The sequence below is a fragment of the Streptomyces sp. XY006 genome (assembly GCF_002237655.1).
Classification (GTDB): domain Bacteria; phylum Actinomycetota; class Actinomycetes; order Streptomycetales; family Streptomycetaceae; genus Streptomyces; species Streptomyces levis.
The window spans coordinates 451756-469385 of record NZ_NOKT01000001.1 but is presented as its reverse complement, the minus strand read 5'-3'; the positions used below and the strand labels follow the sequence as shown (position 1 = coordinate 469385).

Annotated in this window: 17 protein-coding genes; 11 read left to right on the top strand and 6 right to left on the bottom strand. The window is 71.4% G+C overall.

What is annotated here, in order from left to right; genetic code table 11:
• From CHR28_RS02095 to CHR28_RS02065, 7 genes are all read left to right on the top strand, one after another.
• Positions 1-267: a phosphopantetheine-binding protein gene (locus CHR28_RS02095; RefSeq protein WP_094051649.1), complete on the top strand. Its 267-nt coding sequence runs from the start codon at positions 1-3 to the stop codon at positions 265-267.
• On the top strand, positions 264-1445 hold the full coding sequence (locus CHR28_RS02090; RefSeq protein ID WP_094051648.1) for an acyl-CoA dehydrogenase family protein: 1182 nt from the start codon (positions 264-266) through the stop codon (positions 1443-1445). Before CHR28_RS02095 ends, CHR28_RS02090 begins: the two co-directional genes overlap by 4 nt.
• Entirely contained in the window at positions 1438-2985 is a 1548-nt protein-coding gene (locus CHR28_RS02085; protein ID WP_094051647.1) for an amino acid adenylation domain-containing protein, read from the top strand. The genes CHR28_RS02090 and CHR28_RS02085 overlap by 8 nt, the downstream gene beginning before the upstream one ends.
• On the top strand, positions 2979-4259 hold the full coding sequence (locus CHR28_RS02080; RefSeq protein WP_094051646.1) for an aminotransferase family protein: 1281 nt from the start codon (positions 2979-2981) through the stop codon (positions 4257-4259). The genes CHR28_RS02085 and CHR28_RS02080 overlap by 7 nt, the downstream gene beginning before the upstream one ends.
• A complete protein-coding gene (locus tag CHR28_RS02075) occupies positions 4256-5518 on the top strand; it encodes an ATP-grasp domain-containing protein (protein ID WP_094051645.1) in 1263 nt (420 codons plus the stop codon). Before CHR28_RS02080 ends, CHR28_RS02075 begins: the two co-directional genes overlap by 4 nt.
• Entirely contained in the window at positions 5511-6764 is a 1254-nt protein-coding gene (locus tag CHR28_RS02070; RefSeq protein ID WP_094051644.1) for an ATP-grasp domain-containing protein, read from the top strand. Before CHR28_RS02075 ends, CHR28_RS02070 begins: the two co-directional genes overlap by 8 nt.
• 94 nt (positions 6765-6858) lie before the next feature.
• Complete coding sequence (locus tag CHR28_RS02065) at positions 6859-8130, top strand: MFS transporter (RefSeq protein ID WP_094051643.1); 1272 nt, start codon at positions 6859-6861, stop codon at positions 8128-8130.
• Between the two features lie 28 nt (positions 8131-8158).
• On the opposite strand, the gene CHR28_RS02060 is transcribed toward CHR28_RS02065, so the two are convergent.
• Together CHR28_RS02060 and CHR28_RS02055 are read right to left on the bottom strand one after the other, a co-directional pair.
• Positions 8159-9397: an ATP-grasp domain-containing protein gene (locus CHR28_RS02060; protein ID WP_094051642.1), complete on the bottom strand. Its 1239-nt coding sequence runs from the start codon at positions 9395-9397 to the stop codon at positions 8159-8161.
• A gap of 105 nt (positions 9398-9502) precedes the next feature.
• The gene (locus tag CHR28_RS02055; RefSeq protein WP_094051641.1) at positions 9503-9952 is read right to left on the bottom strand and encodes a VOC family protein; all 450 of its coding nucleotides are present in this window, start codon (positions 9950-9952) and stop codon (positions 9503-9505) included.
• Positions 9953-10351: 399 nt separating this feature from the next.
• On the opposite strand from CHR28_RS02055, the gene CHR28_RS02050 reads away from it, so the two are divergent.
• Positions 10352-10876, top strand: coding sequence for a hypothetical protein (locus CHR28_RS02050; RefSeq protein ID WP_094051640.1), 525 nt, complete (start codon positions 10352-10354; stop codon positions 10874-10876).
• Positions 10877-11059: 183 nt separating this feature from the next.
• Complete coding sequence (locus CHR28_RS02045) at positions 11060-12007, top strand: MerR family transcriptional regulator (RefSeq protein WP_094051639.1); 948 nt, start codon at positions 11060-11062, stop codon at positions 12005-12007.
• Between the two features lie 145 nt (positions 12008-12152).
• On the opposite strand, the gene CHR28_RS02035 is transcribed toward CHR28_RS02045, so the two are convergent.
• Together CHR28_RS02035 and CHR28_RS02030 are read right to left on the bottom strand one after the other, a co-directional pair.
• Positions 12153-13088 (bottom strand): CU044_5270 family protein, encoded by a 936-nt coding sequence (locus tag CHR28_RS02035; RefSeq protein ID WP_094051638.1) that lies wholly within the window; start codon positions 13086-13088, stop codon positions 12153-12155.
• Positions 13081-13698, bottom strand: coding sequence for an RNA polymerase sigma factor (locus CHR28_RS02030; RefSeq protein WP_094051637.1), 618 nt, complete (start codon positions 13696-13698; stop codon positions 13081-13083). Before CHR28_RS02030 ends, CHR28_RS02035 begins: the two co-directional genes overlap by 8 nt.
• Before the next feature lie 140 nt (positions 13699-13838).
• Between CHR28_RS02030 and CHR28_RS02025 the strand changes: the two genes are divergently transcribed.
• Positions 13839-15593: an ankyrin repeat domain-containing protein gene (locus tag CHR28_RS02025; RefSeq protein ID WP_094051636.1), complete on the top strand. Its 1755-nt coding sequence runs from the start codon at positions 13839-13841 to the stop codon at positions 15591-15593.
• On the opposite strand, the gene CHR28_RS02020 is transcribed toward CHR28_RS02025, so the two are convergent.
• Both CHR28_RS02020 and CHR28_RS02015 read right to left on the bottom strand, forming a co-directional pair.
• Positions 15488-15928 (bottom strand): YdcF family protein, encoded by a 441-nt coding sequence (locus tag CHR28_RS02020; RefSeq protein ID WP_179272284.1) that lies wholly within the window; start codon positions 15926-15928, stop codon positions 15488-15490. The genes CHR28_RS02025 and CHR28_RS02020 overlap by 106 nt on opposite strands.
• A gap of 113 nt (positions 15929-16041) precedes the next feature.
• Positions 16042-16938 carry an oxidoreductase gene (locus CHR28_RS02015; protein ID WP_256984074.1) on the bottom strand — a complete coding sequence of 299 codons (897 nt, stop codon included), beginning with the start codon at positions 16936-16938 and terminating at the stop codon, positions 16042-16044.
• Between the two features lie 62 nt (positions 16939-17000).
• Between CHR28_RS02015 and CHR28_RS02010 the strand changes: the two genes are divergently transcribed.
• The gene (locus tag CHR28_RS02010) at positions 17001-17594 is read left to right on the top strand and encodes a TetR/AcrR family transcriptional regulator (RefSeq protein WP_094051633.1); all 594 of its coding nucleotides are present in this window, start codon (positions 17001-17003) and stop codon (positions 17592-17594) included.
• The last annotated feature ends 36 nt before the right edge of the window (positions 17595-17630 follow it).

Below are 17630 nucleotides of genomic sequence, written 5' to 3'. Positions count from 1 at the left end.
ATGGAGACACCCGACGTCCGCGCGGTCGTCACCGGCATCACCGCCGAGGTCCTCGGCGTCGACCCGGCCGCTCTGCACAGCACCAACGCGTTGACCGACCTGCCCACGTTCAGCTCCTTCCGCATCGTGGAGATCGTCGAGCGGGTCGAGGAGGAACTCGACACCGAGGTCGAGGCGAGCGAACTCACCCCGGACAACCTCAGCCGCCTGGACACCCTCACCGCCCTCTTCGAGCGGACCCTGCGCACCAGCGGGGTGCCCGGATGACCGTCACCGACCTCCCCCGCACGGCGTGGCGGCCCGCCGACCTGGAACGTGCCGTGTCCGAGGTCGAGGCGGAGGCCGCCCGGCACGCCGAAGTCTGCGACCGCGAGGCACGCTTCCCCGCCGAAGCGCTGGAGGCCATGCGCCGCACCGGCCTCCTCGGCCTCCTGGTGCCGGCCGAGGACGGCGGCCCCGGCGGGGGCATGGCCGACCTGCTGGCCGTGAGCAGCCGTCTCTCCCGCACCTGCATGTCGGTCGGCATGATCTTCACCATGCACTGCCAGCAGGTGGCCGCCGTCGTCCGGGACGGCGGCCACCTGCGGGAGCGGCTGCTGCCCCGCATCGTCCGCGGCGAGCTCTACCTCGCCTCGGTGACCACCGAGGCCGCAAGCGGCGGGCACCTGCTGTCCTCCGGGTCGCAACTGACGGCCGGTGACGACTCCACCGTGCGCGTGGACCGCTTCGCCCCCGTCGTGACCGGAGGCAGTCACGCCGACGGGTTCCTCATCACGGCCCTGGCCCCCGACGCCACGTCCCCGTCCCGGCTGTCACTGGTGTACGCCGATCGCGACCAGCTCACCGTCACCGTGCGGGGCGGCTGGAACCCGATGGGCATGCGCGCGACCCACAGCGCGCCCCTGCACCTGTCCGGTGAGATCCCCCACGACCAAGTCATCGGAGAGCACGGGGCGTTCCGGGACATCGCGATACGCACCTTCGCCCCGCTGGCCCACCTCGGCTGGGCGGCGTGCTGGCAGGGCGCCGCCGACGGGGCGCTCCAGCGCGTCGTGACCCTGCTGCGGGCCGAGCGGGGCCGCTACGACCTGGATTCCCCTCTGCTGCTGACCCGTCTCTCCCGGGTCCGCCAGCGCCTGGACACCGTCCACGCGCTCATCACGCACGCCGCGTCCGTCCTCGCCTCGGCCGAGGACCCCACGAGCGCGCCGGTGCAGCTCCTGCTCAACGCGGTGAAGCTGACCGCGTCGGAGCTGTGCCCCGCGGCGGCCGACGAGTTGACCGACCTGATGGGCATGCGCCACGGCTACCTGAAGGACTCGCCGACCGGCCTGGAGCGGACCTTGCGCGACCTGCGCTCCGCCCCGCTGAACTACAGCAACGACCGCCTGCACGCGGCGGACGGCGTGCTGGCCCTCATGGACCGGGAGGTCCGCCATGTCTGACTCGCTGTCCGGCCTGTTCTCCGCCAGCGCACGGCGCCATCCGGACCGGCCCGCCCTGAGCGTGGCCGGCACGACCCTCACCTACCGGGAGCTGGCCCGGGCCGCCGACCGCCTCGCGGCCCACCTCGGCCCGGTCCCGGCGGTGGCGCGCATCGGACTGCTGGCCTCTCGCTCCCCCTTGGCCTACGCCGGTTACCTGGCGATCCTGCGCACCGGGGCGACCGTGGTCCCGCTCAACCCGGCCTTCCCCGCGCAGCGCAACGCCGCGATCGCGGCCCGGGCCGGCCTGCGGAGCGTCCTCACCGACACGGCGCTGCGGGACCTGATGCGCGAGAGCGCGGTCCCGCTCGTCCTGGCGACGGCGGACGGCACACCCGCGGGCCGGCTCGCCCCGGCGGCAACGACCGTCGGGAGCACGGCCGGGACGCACAGCCCGGCCGCCTCACCGTCCGCCGACGGGCCCCCCGCCTACATCCTGTTCACGTCGGGCTCGACAGGCGTCCCCAAGGGCCTGCCCATCGCGCACGGGAACGTGCTCCCCTACATCGCCCACCAGGTGGAACGCTACGAGGTCGCTCCGGGCGACCGGCTGGGCCAGACCTTCGACCTGACCTTCGACCCGTCGGTGTTCGACATGTTCGTCACGTGGGCCGGTGGCGCCACCCTGGTCGTGCCGCAGCGCGACGATCTCGCCGACCCGGCCGCCTTCGCCCGGGCGAACCGGCTCACGCACTGGTTCTCCGTGCCGTCGGTGGTCTCGCTCGCCGCACGGATGCGCAGACTCCCCGCCGGGTGCCTGCCCGACCTGCGGTGGGGTCTGTTCGCGGGAGAACAACTGACGCTCAAGCAGGCAGCCGCCTGGCACCGGGCGGCACCGCGCGCGGTCATCGAGAACCTGTACGGCCCCACCGAACTGACCGTCACCTGCACGGCCTACCGGCTGCCCGCCGACCCGGCCGACTGGCCCACGACTCGCAACGCATCCGTCCCCATCGGCCACCGCCTGCCGCACCTGGAGCACGTCGTCCTGGACGAGACGGGCAGTCCCGCGGCCGAGGGCGAACTGTGCGTCCGCGGCGTACAGCGTTTCGCGGGCTACCTGGACCCGGAGAACAACGCCGGCCGCTTCCTCGACTGGGAGCCCGGCGCCGGAGTCCGCGTCCACGACACGCACGACGCCCCGCCGCCGCGGCTGTGGTACCGCACCGGCGACCGGGTCGTGGACGAGGACGGCGTGCTGACCCACCTCGGCCGGCTGGACGCCCAGGTCCAGGTGCACGGCTACCGCGTGGAGCTCGGGGAGGTCGAGGCGGCCCTCGCCAGCCATCCCGGCGTCGAGGACGCCGCCGTCCTCTTCGACGGCACCGACCTCAGGGCCCTCTACGTGGGCGACACCGTGGCGGTGGCGGAACTGGCCGGATGGGTGGCCACCCGGCTGCCGGCCTACATGGTCCCCGGCCGGATCCTGCGGGTGGACCGCTTCCCGCTCAACGACAACGGCAAGCTCGACCGTAAGAAGCTGGAGACACTGGCATGCTGAGGAACGACCACGACGCACTCTGGCACAACTCCCTCACACCGCAGACCGTCCGGGACGGCGGCTTCGACGCCACCGCCGTCGTGCACGGCAAGGGCTGCCGCCTGCAGGACGCCACCGGCACCTGGTACCTGGACGCGCGGGCGGCCCTGTGGAACACCACCCTGGGCTACAGCTGCGAACGGATCGTCGACGCCGTGACCGAGCAGCTCCGCCGGCTGCCGGTGGCCCAGATGATCCGCTACCAGGAGCCCGCCGAGGTCTCCCTGCGCTATGCGCGCCGGCTGGTCGCCGCCCTGCCCGACCCCCTCAACCACGTACGCTTCGGCAGCACCGGGTCCCAGATGACCAGCGCCGCGGTGCTCATGTCGCGCTTCGTGCGCAAGGTCCGCGGCGAGACACAGCGCGTCAAGGTCCTTGCCTTCACCAACGGCTACCACGGCACCGGAGGCCTGGCCGGGGCGCTCACCGGCGAACGGCAGATGCACGCGCTGCAGGCCCCGCTCGCCCCCGAGGTGCACCACGTCCGGCCCTGGGACCTGGCCGCCCTCGAACGGGCCGTCGAGCGGCACGGGCCGGAGAACATCACCGCCGTGATCGTCGAGCCGATCATGGGCACCGACGTCGTGCCCGCTCCCGAAGGGGCCCTGGCCCGGATCCGGGAGCTGTGCGACCTGCACGGCATCCATCTCATCGCCGACGAGGTCACCACGGGATTCGGCCGCACGGGCGCGATGTCGGTGATGGCCGCGCAGGGCGTGCTGCCCGACATGCTGGTCCTCGGCAAGGGCATCACCTCCGGTTACTTCCCTCTGGCCGCCCTGGTCTGCTCGGACTCCGTGTTCGACGAGGCCGTCTCCCGTGCGGAGTACGTCTTCCCGCACGGCTGCACCGCCGACGGCCATCCCGCCGCCATGGCCGCCGGACTGGCCGTGCTGGAGGAGCTGGCCGACGGAACGCTGCTGGAGCGGGTGCGCACGACCGGGGCGGAGATCCGCCGACGGCTGCGCGCGGCGGCCGCGGAGATACCGCTGATCCACGACGTGCGCGGCGAGGGCCTGATGGTCGGCGTCGAGCTGCGCCGGGAGTCGGGCCGCCCGGGCGAGAGCGAGATGGCCGAGGTGCGCGACGCCTGCAAGGCCGCCGGTCTGCTGCTGACCAGTACCAACAACACGCTCGTGCTGATGCCCCCGCTCGTGCTGGATGAGGAGGAGGCCGACGAGCTGGTGGAGCGGCTGACGACCGCCTTGCGCACCGTGGTCGGGCACGGCTCGTGACCGGGCGTCCCGCCGTCGCGGTCGTCGACGGTTTCGGATCGGCCGCTCGCCTGGCGAAGGCGTTCGACGCCGCCGGGCACGACTGTGTGCGGGTACAGAGCACCGTCGACATACCCGCCCACTACCGCGACGAACTCGACCTCGGCTTGTACGCCGACAACCTCGTGCACACCGGTGACATCGACGCGACCGCCGCGCGGCTGGCCGAGCACCGGACGATCGCGGTGATCGCCGGAGCCGAGCAGGGCGTCGAACTCGCCGACGCTCTGTGCGAGGCCACCGGCCTGCCGGGCAACGGCACCGCGCTCAGCCACGCCCGGCGCACCAAGGACGTGCAGACGCGGACCGTGGCGGCGGCCGGGCTGCCCACCGCACGTCAGCTCACGGTCGAGAACGCCGCACAGCTGAGGGAATGGCACACACGGCTGGGCGGCAGGGTCGTGGTCAAACCGGTCCGCAGCGCCCGCAACGACGGGGTGAGCGTCTGCGACGACCCGTCCGAGTCCGTCGCCGCCTACGAACGGATCCGCGACGCCGTCAACGACTTCGGGCTGCGCAACGAGGGGGTGGTGGCGCAGGAGTACCTGATCGGCACGGAGTTCGTGGTCAACACCGTCAGCCGGGACGGACGCCACCGCGTCACCGACACCTGGCGCTACCAGAAGATCGACGTCAACGGCGTCCGGGACCGTATCAACGGCATCCTCTCGCTGCCGCCGTCGGACCCGCGCTGGAGCCGGCTGCGGGAGTACGCCTTCTCCGTGCTCGACGCCCTCGGCATCACCCACGGGCCCGCTCACCTGGAGATCATCATGACCTCCGGCGGTCCTCGTCTGGTGGAGGTCGGCGCCCGCCTGTGCGGCGCGGACGTCGCCCGGTACGCCGTCCTCGTCACCGGCGAGTCGCAGATCGACCGCACGGTGCAGGCGTACACGGCCCCGGAAGCGTTCCTCGCCGACGTCGACAGCCCCTACGGCAGGGACGGGCACGCCGCGATGGCGTTCCTCGCCTCCCCGCTGGAAGGCCGTCTCAGGTCGTACCCCCTGCTCGGCGAGGTGGAACGCCTGGAGAGCTACCGGGGCATGGCGCTGCGGGTCACTCCCGGGCAGTGGCTGCGCCGCACGGTCGACGACGGCAGTGAGCCCCTCGCGGTCGGTCTGGCGAACGCCGAGGCCGCGACCGTCGAGAAGGACTTCCAGACCGTCTGCTATCTCGACGGCCACGGCTTCTACGAAGTGGAGCAGGGACACCATGGCTGACCCCCGCACGATCGCCCTGGTGGACCCCTACGGCGCCGTCAACAAGGTGGGCCAGGCGTTCCGCGAGGCGGGCTTCGACTGCCTCCGCGTCCAGTCCACACCGGAAGTCCCGCCGTCCTACGGACCGGCCGACCTGACCGGCTACCGGGACAACCTGGTCCACGACGGGACCTTCGCGCACATGGTCGAGCGGCTGGCGAAGGCCGGTCCGGAAGCCCTCGTGGTGGGCAGTGAGCTGGGGGTGGAATTCACGGACCGGCTCAACGAGGCCTTGGGCCTGCCCGGTAACGGGACCGCTCTGAGCGAGGCACGCCGCGACAAGTACGTCCAGATCGAGGCGCTCAGGACGGCCGGGGTGCCCACCACCCGGCAGGAGCGCGTCGGCTCCCCGCGGGAACTGGAGGCGTGGCACCGCTCCATGGGCGGCCGGATCGTCGTGAAGCCGGTGCGCAGCGCCCGCAACGACGGGGTGTCGTTCTGCGACACCCCCGAGCAGTCGGTCGCCGCGTACCACCGGATCATGTCGCGGGACAGTGTCTTCGACGTCCCCAACGAGGGCGTCGTCGCCCAGGAGTACCTGCGGGGCGTGGAGTTCGTGGTCAACACCGTCAGCTGCCGGGGCCGGCACCGGGTCACGGACGTCTGGCGCTACCAGAAGATCACGGTCAACGGGATGCGCGACCGGATCAACGGCATGACCTCGGTCCCACGCGACGAAGCGGACTGGCACGCCGTCACCGAATACTCCCACCGCGTCCTCGACGCCCTCGGCATCCTCTGGGGCCCGGTGCACCTTGAGGTCATGCTCACCGCCGCCGGACCGCGCCTGGTCGAGGCCGGCGCGCGACTGTGCGGCGCGGACGTCGCCCGGTACGCCGTCCTGCTCACGGGCGAGTCGCAGATCGACCGCACCGTACAGGCGTACGCCGACCCTGAGCGGTTCCTCAAGGAGACCGACGCCGAGTACGCCGTGGAGAATCACGGCGCCATGGCCTTCTTCGCCTCCCCCTACGAAGGTGTCCTGCGCGGTTATCCGCACATCGGCCTGATCGAGCAGTTGGAGAGCTGCCAGGGCGTCACCCAGCGCTTCAAACCCGGCGAACACCTGGTGCGCACGGTCGACGACGAGAGCGAACCGGTCACGGTGGGTCTGATCCATCCGGACCGCTCCGTCCTCCTGCAGGATTTCGCCACTGTCTGCTATCTGGACGGCTTCGGCTTTTACGACGTGGAACCGGGGCACTGAGAAGTCTCACCGCCGTTCCCGGACCCGTCCGTCCGGGGATGGCGGCACCGGTACCGACCGGTACCGGCGGCGGAACCGACATCTGGGGAGCATCGTGGCCGAAGGCTGGCGCAGGGACTTCAACTTCGTCTGGGCGGGCGAGACCGCCTCGCTGGTCGGCACTCAGGTGTACCAACTGGCCATGCCACTGACCGCGGTTCTCACCCTCGACGCCACCCCCGCGCAGCTGGGGCTGCTGGGCGCGTTGACCTTCGCCCCGTACGTCGTCCTGGGCCTGCCCGTCGGCGTTCTGGTCGACCGGCGGCAACGGCGCGGGGTGCTGATCCTGTCCAGCCTGGGGCAGGCGCTGTCGATCGGCGCGATTCCGCTGCTGGCGGCGCTGGATCTGCTGACGTTCGGCCGGCTGCTGGCACTGGCGTGCGCGGCCGGGACGGCGCGGGTCTTCTTCACCATCGCCTACCGCTCGTACCTGCCGGCGATCGTGCCGCCGGAACATCTGACCGGCGCCAACTCCCGTCTCACTGCGAGTGAGTCGGTGGCGGAGATCGGCGGGCCGGGGCTGGGCGGGGCCCTGGTGCAGCTCGTGGGGGCGCCGTTCGCGCTGCTCGTCGACGCGGTCTCCTACCTCGCCTCCGCGCTGGGTTTCTCGGCGGTCCGCAAGCGCGAGAAGGCCGTTCTCGCCGATCCCGCGCCCTTACGGTCACAGGTGACCCAGGGTTTTCGCTTCACCTTCTCCAGCGCCTACCTGCGGGCCACTCTCGGCGAGGCCGCGAGTTACAACCTGTGCTGGCAGATCGTGCTGACGATACTCACCCTGTTCGCGGTCAAGGAACTGGACATGAGCCCCGGAACGCTGGGCGTCGTGCTGTCCGTCGGTGCCGTGGGAGCGCTGCTCGGCGCGGCGTTCACCGACCGTCTCGCCCACCGGGTGGGCCTGGGCCGCACGCTCGTGATCGCCGCCGTGATCGGTGATCTGGCCCCCCTGCTGCTGCCGGTCGCGCACCGCGGCACCTGGGCGGCTCCCCTGCTCGCCTTCGCCTTCTTCGTGCAGGGCTTCGGCATCACCGCCTGCAACGTGCACACCATGACGATCCGTCAGACGGTGACCCCGGAGCGGCTCCTGGGACGCACGAACGCCGCCTACCTCTTCGTCGCCCTGGGCATGAAACCGGTCGGCTCGCTGCTCGGCGGCTGGCTGGGCACCCACCTCGGGCTGCGCGGGGCGCTGGTGGTGGGGACCGTGGGGCTGTTGAGCACCAGTCTCTTCCTGATCCTGTCCCCGTTGCGCACGGTCCGCACCCTGGACAGCCTCCGGCCCGAGCCCCCCGAGGAGGCCCGGACCGCCACACCGACGAGCACGCCCTGAGCGGACCGCGGTCCGGCGGCCGGCCGCCTCAGCCCACCGCCACCCGCAGTGCGTGCCCCGCCTTGTCCAGGGCGGCACGGCAGGTGGCCGCGTTCTCGGCCAGGGCGATCGCATAGGCGATCCGGCCGTCCATCAGTCCGCGCGGCGGGGGCGACTTGACCTGTCCCGGCGTCGCCAGCGGGCCGCAGCGCACCACCTGTTCCGGCAGCCCGGACTTCTCGAAGCGGACCTCCTCGATCAGGGAGTCGTCCGCGGGCGGATAGTAGAAGCGGATGGCCGCGACGCGTCGCGGTCCGGCGGCCGCTCGCAGCCTCGGCGGTCTGCCGCACGCGACGTCGGCGGCGGCGAGCGCTAGATCCGGGCCACCGCCCATGAGGTTCAGCAGGGGGATCATGCCCCCTCCGATCCGGGCGTTGACCTCGATGACCTTGGGCCCGCTCGGGGTCAGCCTGATCTCCGTGTGGGTCACGCCGTCGGTGAAATCCAGGGCGGCGTGCGTACGCGTGACGACGTCGGCCAGTGTCTCGTCGGACCACAGCGGGTCCCCCAGGTCGACGACGTGCCCGGTCTCCTCGAAGTAGGGAGCGAAACCGACCTCCTTGCGGGCGAGGCAGACCGGGGTCACCGTGCCGCGGTGGACCACGCTGTCGACGCTGATCTCCGGTCCCCGGGCGAACTCCTCGACCAGGATGTTCCGCTCGTGCGTCGGCAGGTCGGGCGCCCACTGGCCGCTCACGTCCGTGAACGCCACGGCCTCCATCAGGTCGGCGGGAGAGTCGGCCCGCACCACACCGAAGCTGCCGGCCAGGGCCCGCGGCTTGACCACGACCGGGTAGCCGATGTCCTCGGCCACCGCGAGGGCATCTTCGCGACCTGACACGAGCACCGAGCGCGGCTGAGGCACCCCGCCTGCGTCCAGGGCCGCGCGGGTGCGGTACTTGTCCCGGCAGCGCTCGACGCACCGCCGGTCCCCTCCCGGCAGCCCGAGCGCGGCGGCCACCTGCGCGGTCTGCTCGATCCAGGTCTCGTCCCAGCAGATGACGCCGTCCAGCGCCTGCGCGGCGTCGACGGTCCGGGCGACCCGCACGAGGCCGTCCACGTCGGCCAGATCGGGCACCACGGTGTGGCCGGCCGTGTACGCCCGTTCCCATGTGGGCGTTTCGGTCAGCACCAAGTGGACGCGGAAGTCGCGGCTGATCGACTGCAGCAGGTACTCGCGGTAGGCGCGGATGCCGGGCGTGATCACGAGCAGGTGTCCCATCGTCATGGGCACCGGTTACCCGTGCGCCGCCCGGCGAGTCCCACGGCGGCGGCTCCCCCCTGCTGATGTCTCCTCAGGCGCGCCCGCCGACTTCTTGACGCCCCGCCAGGGCTAGGCTTCCCGCTCCGCCACGAAGATGCAGAACGGATGGCCGTCGGGATCCCGGTAGACACGGAAGCGCTCCTCGTCGTCGGGATCCGGCTGGTCCCGATTGCTGAGCAGACTGCCGCCGAGGGCGAGCACGCGCTCATGCTGGTGCAGCAGTTCCTCCAGCGAGGTGACGCTCAAGTCGAGGTGCATCTGCTGAGGGACCGGGCCGTCGGGCCAGTCCGGCTCACGCAGACGCTCCACCTGCTGGAAGGCGAGCTGCCGCCCGCCGTCGGGACTGCGCAGCACGAGCCAGTCCCTGCCGTGCTCGTCCGGCACGCCTGCCGGAGGCGGCTCGTCCCCCTCCGCGTATTCAAGGCCCAGCAGACCCCGGTAGAACTCGGCGAGTTTGCGGGCGTCGGTGCTGTCGAGCACGGTCTGCACCAGCCGGATGCGGCTTGCGTCGTCGGTCATGGACTCCATGTGCCCGGCCCGGCCCCGCCCGAACGACCCAGTCGGGGGAACGCCTGCCGCGGGCACGGCCGGCCAGGCGATCATTCTGGCCTCAGCGGTACGTCTCGGCGGACGTCCGCGGATCGCCGGCCACCATGCGGGCGGTCAGGCCCTCACGACCTCAGCCTCATACTGGGCGCTGTCGAAGCGGAAGTCCGGCGGCACGGCTGTGGGGTCGCCGGTGTTTTCCCAGAACTCCCAGCCGGGCCCCTCCGGTATCGGCAGCCCGAACCATCGGCCATCGACGATTCGCCCTTGAGCAGGTGGTGGTGCAGCTTCGCTGCCCGATGAGCGGGACGACTCGGGGTATCCGAGAGGCGACGACGCTGTCCCGGCTCTCTTCTGAAGGAGGTTGGCGCTGTGCTCTCGCTCAAGCGCTTACTCGACCGCAGCCTGACCGCGCAGGCGATTCTGACCTTCCTGCTGGTACTGGGTATCACGGGCGTGATCCGCAGGGACGAGCATCCGGCCGTCTGGCTGTTCCACAGCGCTCTCTACACCGGAATCGCCGTCGCGGTCCTGGCCGTCCAGCGCCGCCGGGCCGCCCGCGCCGCCGGCACCGACACGGGCCGACTCGCCGACCTCAACCGCAGGATCCGCCACCAGCAGGTGCCGAACGACCCCCAGGAGCGGGCGGCCATGCGACGGCTGGTCACCGAACAGCTCGGCCAGGTGGAGCGGGCCGGCAGGTGGCTGCCGTACTGGCTCGGTGCCATGAGCCTCGTCGCGGCCGGCATGCTCGTCCTGGGGGCCGTCAGCGGGTCCCTCGTCTTCCCTGTCCTCTTCGCCATCGGCATGGCCGCGCTGTGCTCCTGGGTCCTGTGGATGCGCCGCCGCTCCCTTCACCGCCTGCACTGGATGCGCCAGGCCCTGCAACAGCAGTGAACGCGATCGGGGTGCACCGGCACGGTGTGCGCAGGCCGAGGTGCCGACCACTGCGGGCGCCGGGGCGGCGAAGGAGGCTCGTCCTGGCATGGATGGCAGACGGAGCGTCTCGGGTTGCATCTTCCGTAGCGGTATGTGGTCCGCTGTACTCACGTCCCGCCCCGTTGAGGAAGGCCCCTGCTCATGCTTTCGTCCTTCACCGCGCCGCGCCAGGTCAAGATCGGTGACGCGGCGGCCTTCGTCGGCACCACACCGCGGGCGATCCGTCACTACCACGAGATCGGGCTGCTCCCCGAGCCCGTGCGGGGCGGCGACGACCGCCGCCGCTACGGCTACGAGGACATGATTCGGCTGCTGTGGATCCGTAGGATGGCCGACGCGGGGATCGCCCTGGACGACATCCGTGACGCCTTCGCCGACAGGGCCTCGGCCGACACCGACACCGACACCGACGGCGGCGACGGCGACGGCGACGGCGACGGCGACGGCGACGGCATCGCGGAAACCCTGGAACGGCTGGAGGAAACCCTCCTGGCCCAGGAGGCAGAACTGCGGCGGCAACGGACCGCCGTGCAGCGCATGCGTACCGAGGGAAGCAGGATGGGTCTGCTCTCCGAGTTCGTCACCAGCCGCCTCAAGGGCCTGCCCGAGGGCTCCCTGCGCCAGGCGGACCTGGACAGCCTGCTGGTCACCGAGCGGATCTTCGGCCCGCTCGGAGCAGCCGTCCAGGCCGGCCGCTTCATCGCCCTGGCCACCCACCCGGATCTGCGGGAGGAGTCCGACCGTGTTGATGCCGCCGAGGAGGCACTCGACGACACGATCGCTGTCGATGACCCCCGCGTGGCCCAAGTGGCCGCCGAACGGCACGCCTTCGAAAAGGCGCTGCACGCCGCCATCGAGCACTCCGGCCTGGCGGCAAGCGACGACGCACTCTTCGACTCCTGGGACACTGTGCAGCCCGCTGCCGCCGATGAGGGCGAGGACGAGGCCGACCAGAGCTCGGGCGGGGCGCAGAAGGCCATGAGCGCGTTCGAGGCTGTCGGGAAGATGCCGTACGACTTCTCCCCGGCCCGCCTGCGCTGCATGGAACTGGCCGAAGAACTCGCCGCCCAGGAGTCAACCGCTCCATGAAATGAGCCCCTCAGGCCGCTGGCCGGCCAGCGCCTGTACCGACAGGACGCCGTCGCCCTGGTCCGCTGCCTCCAGCAGATGCTCGCCGCCGGCCTCACCAGCCGACGGATCGCCGCGATCACGGATACCCACCTTGGGCGGTCGCTCAGGGGCGTTGCATCACGCGGTCCACCACCGCGCCGGCGGCCACGTACGACCACTGCTGGTAGGTCTTTCCTCCCGCATTGCGCTGGTCACGCATGCCGAGGTACCGGTACGTCTGCGCGTCGAAGACCAGCACCTGTGCGCCGTTCACCCAGGGTGTGCCGGGCGGGCCCACGTACTGGATGCCGATGCCCGCGCGGCCGTCTCCGTCCGTCTGGCCCGGTATCACCTTGACACCGGGGACGGCGGCGAGTGCTTCGAACGTCGCAGGGCGCAAGCCCTTCGGCAGGACGGGGGCACGCAGCAGGCCGGAGAGGAAGATCTGCACCTTCGGCCAGTCGTCGGCCTTCACGGGCCGTTCGTAGTCCGGCGTCCTGCCGACCTCGCGCAGGGCGATCGGGAGCTTCTCCGGATCGGTGGGCAGTTGCTTCAGCTGAGCCCACCTGCGCGGCGGCCAGCTGCGCTGACCCGGCCGGTCCGGCGGCACCCACTGCGTATGGCCCAGTTCGCTGACGTAGGACTTCTTGGAGCCGTCGACGGAGTTCCAGCTCTCGTCGACGTACGTCCTGCTCGGGCCGCCTCCGACCGGGGTCTCCTTGATGATCTCCTTGGTGTAGAGGAACTGGTCGTCGCGCGGCGCGATCGGCTTTTCGAGCCTGCGTTCCTCGGCGGCCGCCCCTCGCAGCACCGTCGCCGCGCTCACCGTCCGGGTGCGGGGCGGGTTCCCGGTGTTCTCGGCGACCAGCACGGTCGTGGCGACCGCCGACGCGGCGACGGTGGCCACCGCGATCCGCAGCAGCGGACGACGGCGAACCGGCGTCGCTGCGGCGGGAGTTCGCATCGCCTGATCCAGGCGGAAGCGGGCGCGGGCGCGGACGGTGTCCGTGAGAGGAGGCGCGTCGGCGTCCCACTCCCTCAGGAGCTCGAGTTCATTCATCGTCGGATTCCTCTCGCAGAGTGGTCGGATCGAACCCGCCCAGTGCCTCACGAACCTTGCTGCGCGCCCTGTGCAACCGTGACCGGACGGTCCCCACCGGCACCCCGAGGGCGCGTGCGGCCTCCTCGTAATTGAGGTCGGCCCAGGCGACCAGCAGCAGCACGTCCCGGTGGCGGGCGGGCAACCGGGCCAGGGCGCAGGCGAGTTCGCGGCCGACGGCCTGCGCGGTGACCCGCGCCGCCACCCGGTCCGCGAGCATCTCTTCGGCCTGGTCACCAGGGGCGGACGACGGCAGCCGTCCGAGCGCCTTCAGACGCCGCGCCTCGGCGCGCCTGTGGCGGCCTATGAGGTTGGTGGCGATGCCGAACAGCCACGGGCGGGCGCCGGCCAGCGCCGTGTCGTACCGGAAACGCAACCGGAATGCGGTGGTGAAGGTCTCCGCCATCACGTCCTCGGCCGCCTCCGCACCGAGCCGGCGCGCCGCGTACCGGTGCACCGCGTCGGCATGGCGGTCGAAGAGCTCCGCGAAGGCTTCGGGTTCGTCCCACGACCGTTCGATCACCGAGGCGTCACTGTCCTGCCCCACCCTGACGCCTGGTTCAGCGGTCATCGGGGCTCCTTTCATCGGTTCACCGCTCTGAAATCCTGGCCTCTCACCGGTACTTCGCCGCACACGGATTTCCGGTTCCCCATGCCGCGATCGCGCGGGACAGGGCATTCGTTGTCAGACCCCTCTGTCACGATCGCTGCATGGGAATCTTCGACGATCTGGTGGTGCCGGAGGAACCGGCCGCCGAGCGGGCGGTACTGGTCCGGTTAGGGCCGCCGGCAGAGGACACCGGGCAGTACGCGCCGCCGGTCGACTGGTTCGCGCCTGTGCTGCTGTCTCAGCTTGAGGTGCTCGGCGCCGGTCCGCTGACGAAGGTGGTGCTCACGGGGTGGTCCGTGTGGCCGCAGGCAGCCACCCTGCATCTGGCCGTCTTCCGTAGGGCCCGTCAGGACAGCGCGGCCGGGGGACGGCAGTCCGGGTTGCGAGTGGGCCTGCTGTTCTCCGACGGTCGCCGGGTGACCTCGCTGGACGGCACGGTGGACCGGAGGGTGGAGTTCACCGACTCGCAGGGACAGGTGACAGTGGGATCCACGCCGCAAGCGGTCGGACTGATTCCGCTGGATCCCGGGTTGCAGCCTTCCCGCCGGTCCCTGTTCAAGACCGACGTCGACCTGTATCTGGCGGAGCTTCCACCCGCCGGAGAGGCTCAGTTGGTGATGGAGTGGCCGGACGAGGGGATCGCCGAAACCCGCACCTCGGTCGATGTGGCAGCCCTCCATGCCGCCTCCGCTCGGGCGCTCGAGGTCTGGCCGTCGCTCGAACCGCCGGATCCGTCGCAGCAGCCGGAGACCTTCGGGTACGTGGAGATGGGCGGTCCGCCCGCGTTCCTGGCGCCGCCCCTGTCCCGGCACGAGCGCGAGATGCTGCGCCGCCAGGAGGAAGCCCGCAGGCGCTACGTGCCGCAGGCCGACTGGAAGCGAATGGGGTACCGGGACTGGGGTGACGCTGCCCTGATCCGTGCCCGGCTGGACGCCGGGGCACCGCCCGACGCCCGCGTCGGATGGCGTGGCACCAGTCCGCTGCACCTCACGGCGGAGCAAGGGGCGGCGGAGGGCGTAGCCGCGCTGCTGTCGCATGGCGCGGAGGCCGACGCGCGCGACGAGGACGGACACACACCGCTGTGGTACGCCGCCTGCTCTGTGGACGAGGGCAGTGTCCGAGCACTGATCGACGCCGGGGCGGATGTGTGGACGCCGCAGACCGGGCCCTGGTCCCCGGGCCGGTTGCTGCTGACCACGTCGCTCGCGCCGCTCGTCGCACGTCTGCCGGGGGCGGTGGAGCTCCCTCCGGAGGAAGCCGCGGCGTTCACAGCAGCGGACGCGCTCATCGCGGCCTTCGGTGAGCAGGAACTGTGGACCGAAGGACTCGGCATCTGCTTCGTGCAGGGCCTGAGCGAGGACGAGGTGATCCAGCGGCTCGGCGCCGACCCCGCGCAGTGCGCGAAGACGGACTCCGAGCACGCGCCCTTCGATCCCATGGACTACGACGAGTCCCTCCGCTACGTGGGGGTGACGAGCGTGTCCGGGACTCCTGGCGGCTGCGTGATCACACGGGACGGCTATATGCCGAGCGACGACGGCGTACTGCGGGCGATATCAGGGGGCACCGCCGCCTACGGAATCTATTTCAACCCCAAGGGCGGGACCTTCGGCGCCCTGGCCCGGGACGGCCAAATTGTCGAGCACGAGGAGATAGGCCTCCCGCCGAGGGAGCCGGAGCCGGCCGCCCATTGGCACTTCCGCTTCTGGCAGCGGCGGTCAGCTTTCCCGCACTATGCGGACACACTCGCCTACGCCTGTGCCGCGGCCGGGCTGAAGATCGACGACGGCCAGGACACCATCGACCGCAGCACCCCCCGCCGCTGGGTGCCGTTGCCCGCACAACTCCAGCGCTGAGGCACCGGAGCCGTGGACGTCCACTCGTCGTGCGGGCAGCGGCCGGGGCTCTCGAAGACCGCCGTCGCCACCGGCACTGCCGGCAGCAGGCTGAGTCCGACGCGGTGGGCCAGCAGGCTCGTGCGGTAGACGCTGGTGACCACCGCGGCCCGGTGACCCTGAGTCGTGCCGTCCCACAGGGCCGCGCTGAGGCGGAGGTTCTGCCGCGTGTTGACGGATCGGTCCTCCCGTACGATCCGGTCGTCGGGCACTCCGCGTGCCCGCAGATACTCGGCCATCGCGTCCGTCTCGGAGCGGACCTCGTCGTCGCCCTGGCCGCCCGAGACGGCGAACACCACACGCGGCGTGTCCGCTCCGCCGACGGCGTCGATCGCAAGGGTGCGCTCCAGCCCATGGGTTCGGCGTCGCCTCTGTGGTGGGTGGCACCCCGGGGCCTGAGGGCCTGACGTCACCCGAGCGGGAAGGACGTGGCCGTGAGGCGTTCGGACAGGTCCCACAGTCGGGCGGCCAGGTCGGTGTCCTGGGCGGCGGTGCTGCGGGAGACCAGGGTGGGGCGGCCGCGCCGGCCGCCCCGGCCGTCGGGGCCGACGTAGCTCGCCCCGGGCAGGTCACGGACGGCCGCGAACAGGGTCGGTTGCGCCCCGTCGGTCCCGCTCTGCATGACGAGGCGGCCGACTATCGCTGCGACCGCCTTCATGGCCGGGCCCAGGTGGCGGTTCAGCCCGGTCGTCGCCGCTCCCGGGTGTGCAGCCAGGGCCCGCACCACGGAGCCCGCCGCGGTGAGTCTGCTCTGCAGTTCCAGGGTGAACAGCAGGTTGGCGAGCTTGGACTGGCCATAGGCGGCCGGGGACCGGTAGCGCCGGCGCTCCCAGTTGGGGTCGGTGAGGTCCAGGGTGGCGCTCTTGTGGGCGTTGGAGGCGATGGTGACCACCCGGTCGGTGATCTTCGGCAGCAGCAGGTTGGTGAGGGCGAAGTGGCCGAGGTGGTTGGTGCCGAAGTGGGTCTCGAAGCCGTCCGCCGTCCGGCTGAGCGGCACGTTCGCCACGCCGGCGTTGTTGATCAGGATGTCGAAGGGGTGCTCCACGCAGGTCGCGAAGGCGCGGACGGACGCGAGATCGGCGAGGTCGAGCGGCCGCAGTTCGATCGCTCCGGGCAGGTACGGGGCGGTCGCGCGGGCATGTTCGACGTCCCGCACGGCCATGATCACGCGGGCTCCCGCCCGAGCGAACGCGCGGGTCGCCTCGAGGCCGATGCCGCTGTTCGCGCCGGTGATGATCACGGTGCGCCCGTCCTGCGGCGGCAGCTGACCGGCCGCCCAGGCGGTCGTGGTGAGTGAGCTGGTCATGGCGGTCAATGTATTCAACGAATACATTGTAGTCAATGAATACATTGAGCTAGGGTGACGCCATGACCGCAGTACGGCCTTACCACCACGGCAACCTGCGCAGCACCCTGCTGCGCGAGGCGGAGAACGTCCTCGGGGAACGCGGCGTCGAGGGCCTGTCCCTGCGCGAACTGGCTCGGGCGGCAGGAGTGAGCAACAGCGCGCCCCGCCGCCACTTCGCCGACAAGACGGCGTTGCTGGACGCGCTCGCCGAAGAGGGCTACGAGCGACTGGGGCGCAGACTCGACGCAGCCCTGAGGACCGCTGAGGGCGACGTCACCGCTCGGCTCGTCGTCTTCGCCCGCACCTACGTGGAGTTCGGCATCGAACACCGCGCACTGCTGCCCCTGATGCACCGCCCGAAGGGCGAGGCGCGCGACGACGCTCTTACGGCTGCCAACGACCGGGCCTTCGCCGCGCCCCTGCGGCTGCTGCACGAGGCCCGCGGCCGCGGTGACATCGACCCGGACACCAGCGGCCGGGTCGACATGACCCTCCTGGCGCTTCTGCAGGGCCTGACCGTGCTCGTCGCCACGGGCATGAACGGCGACCTCCCGCTCGACACGCTCGTCACCGGCTGCGTCGAGACTCTGATGTCGGGCCTGCGGCCCCGCTGAGCCGGCTCCTTGACCCTCACACCGTGTCAGGTGGTC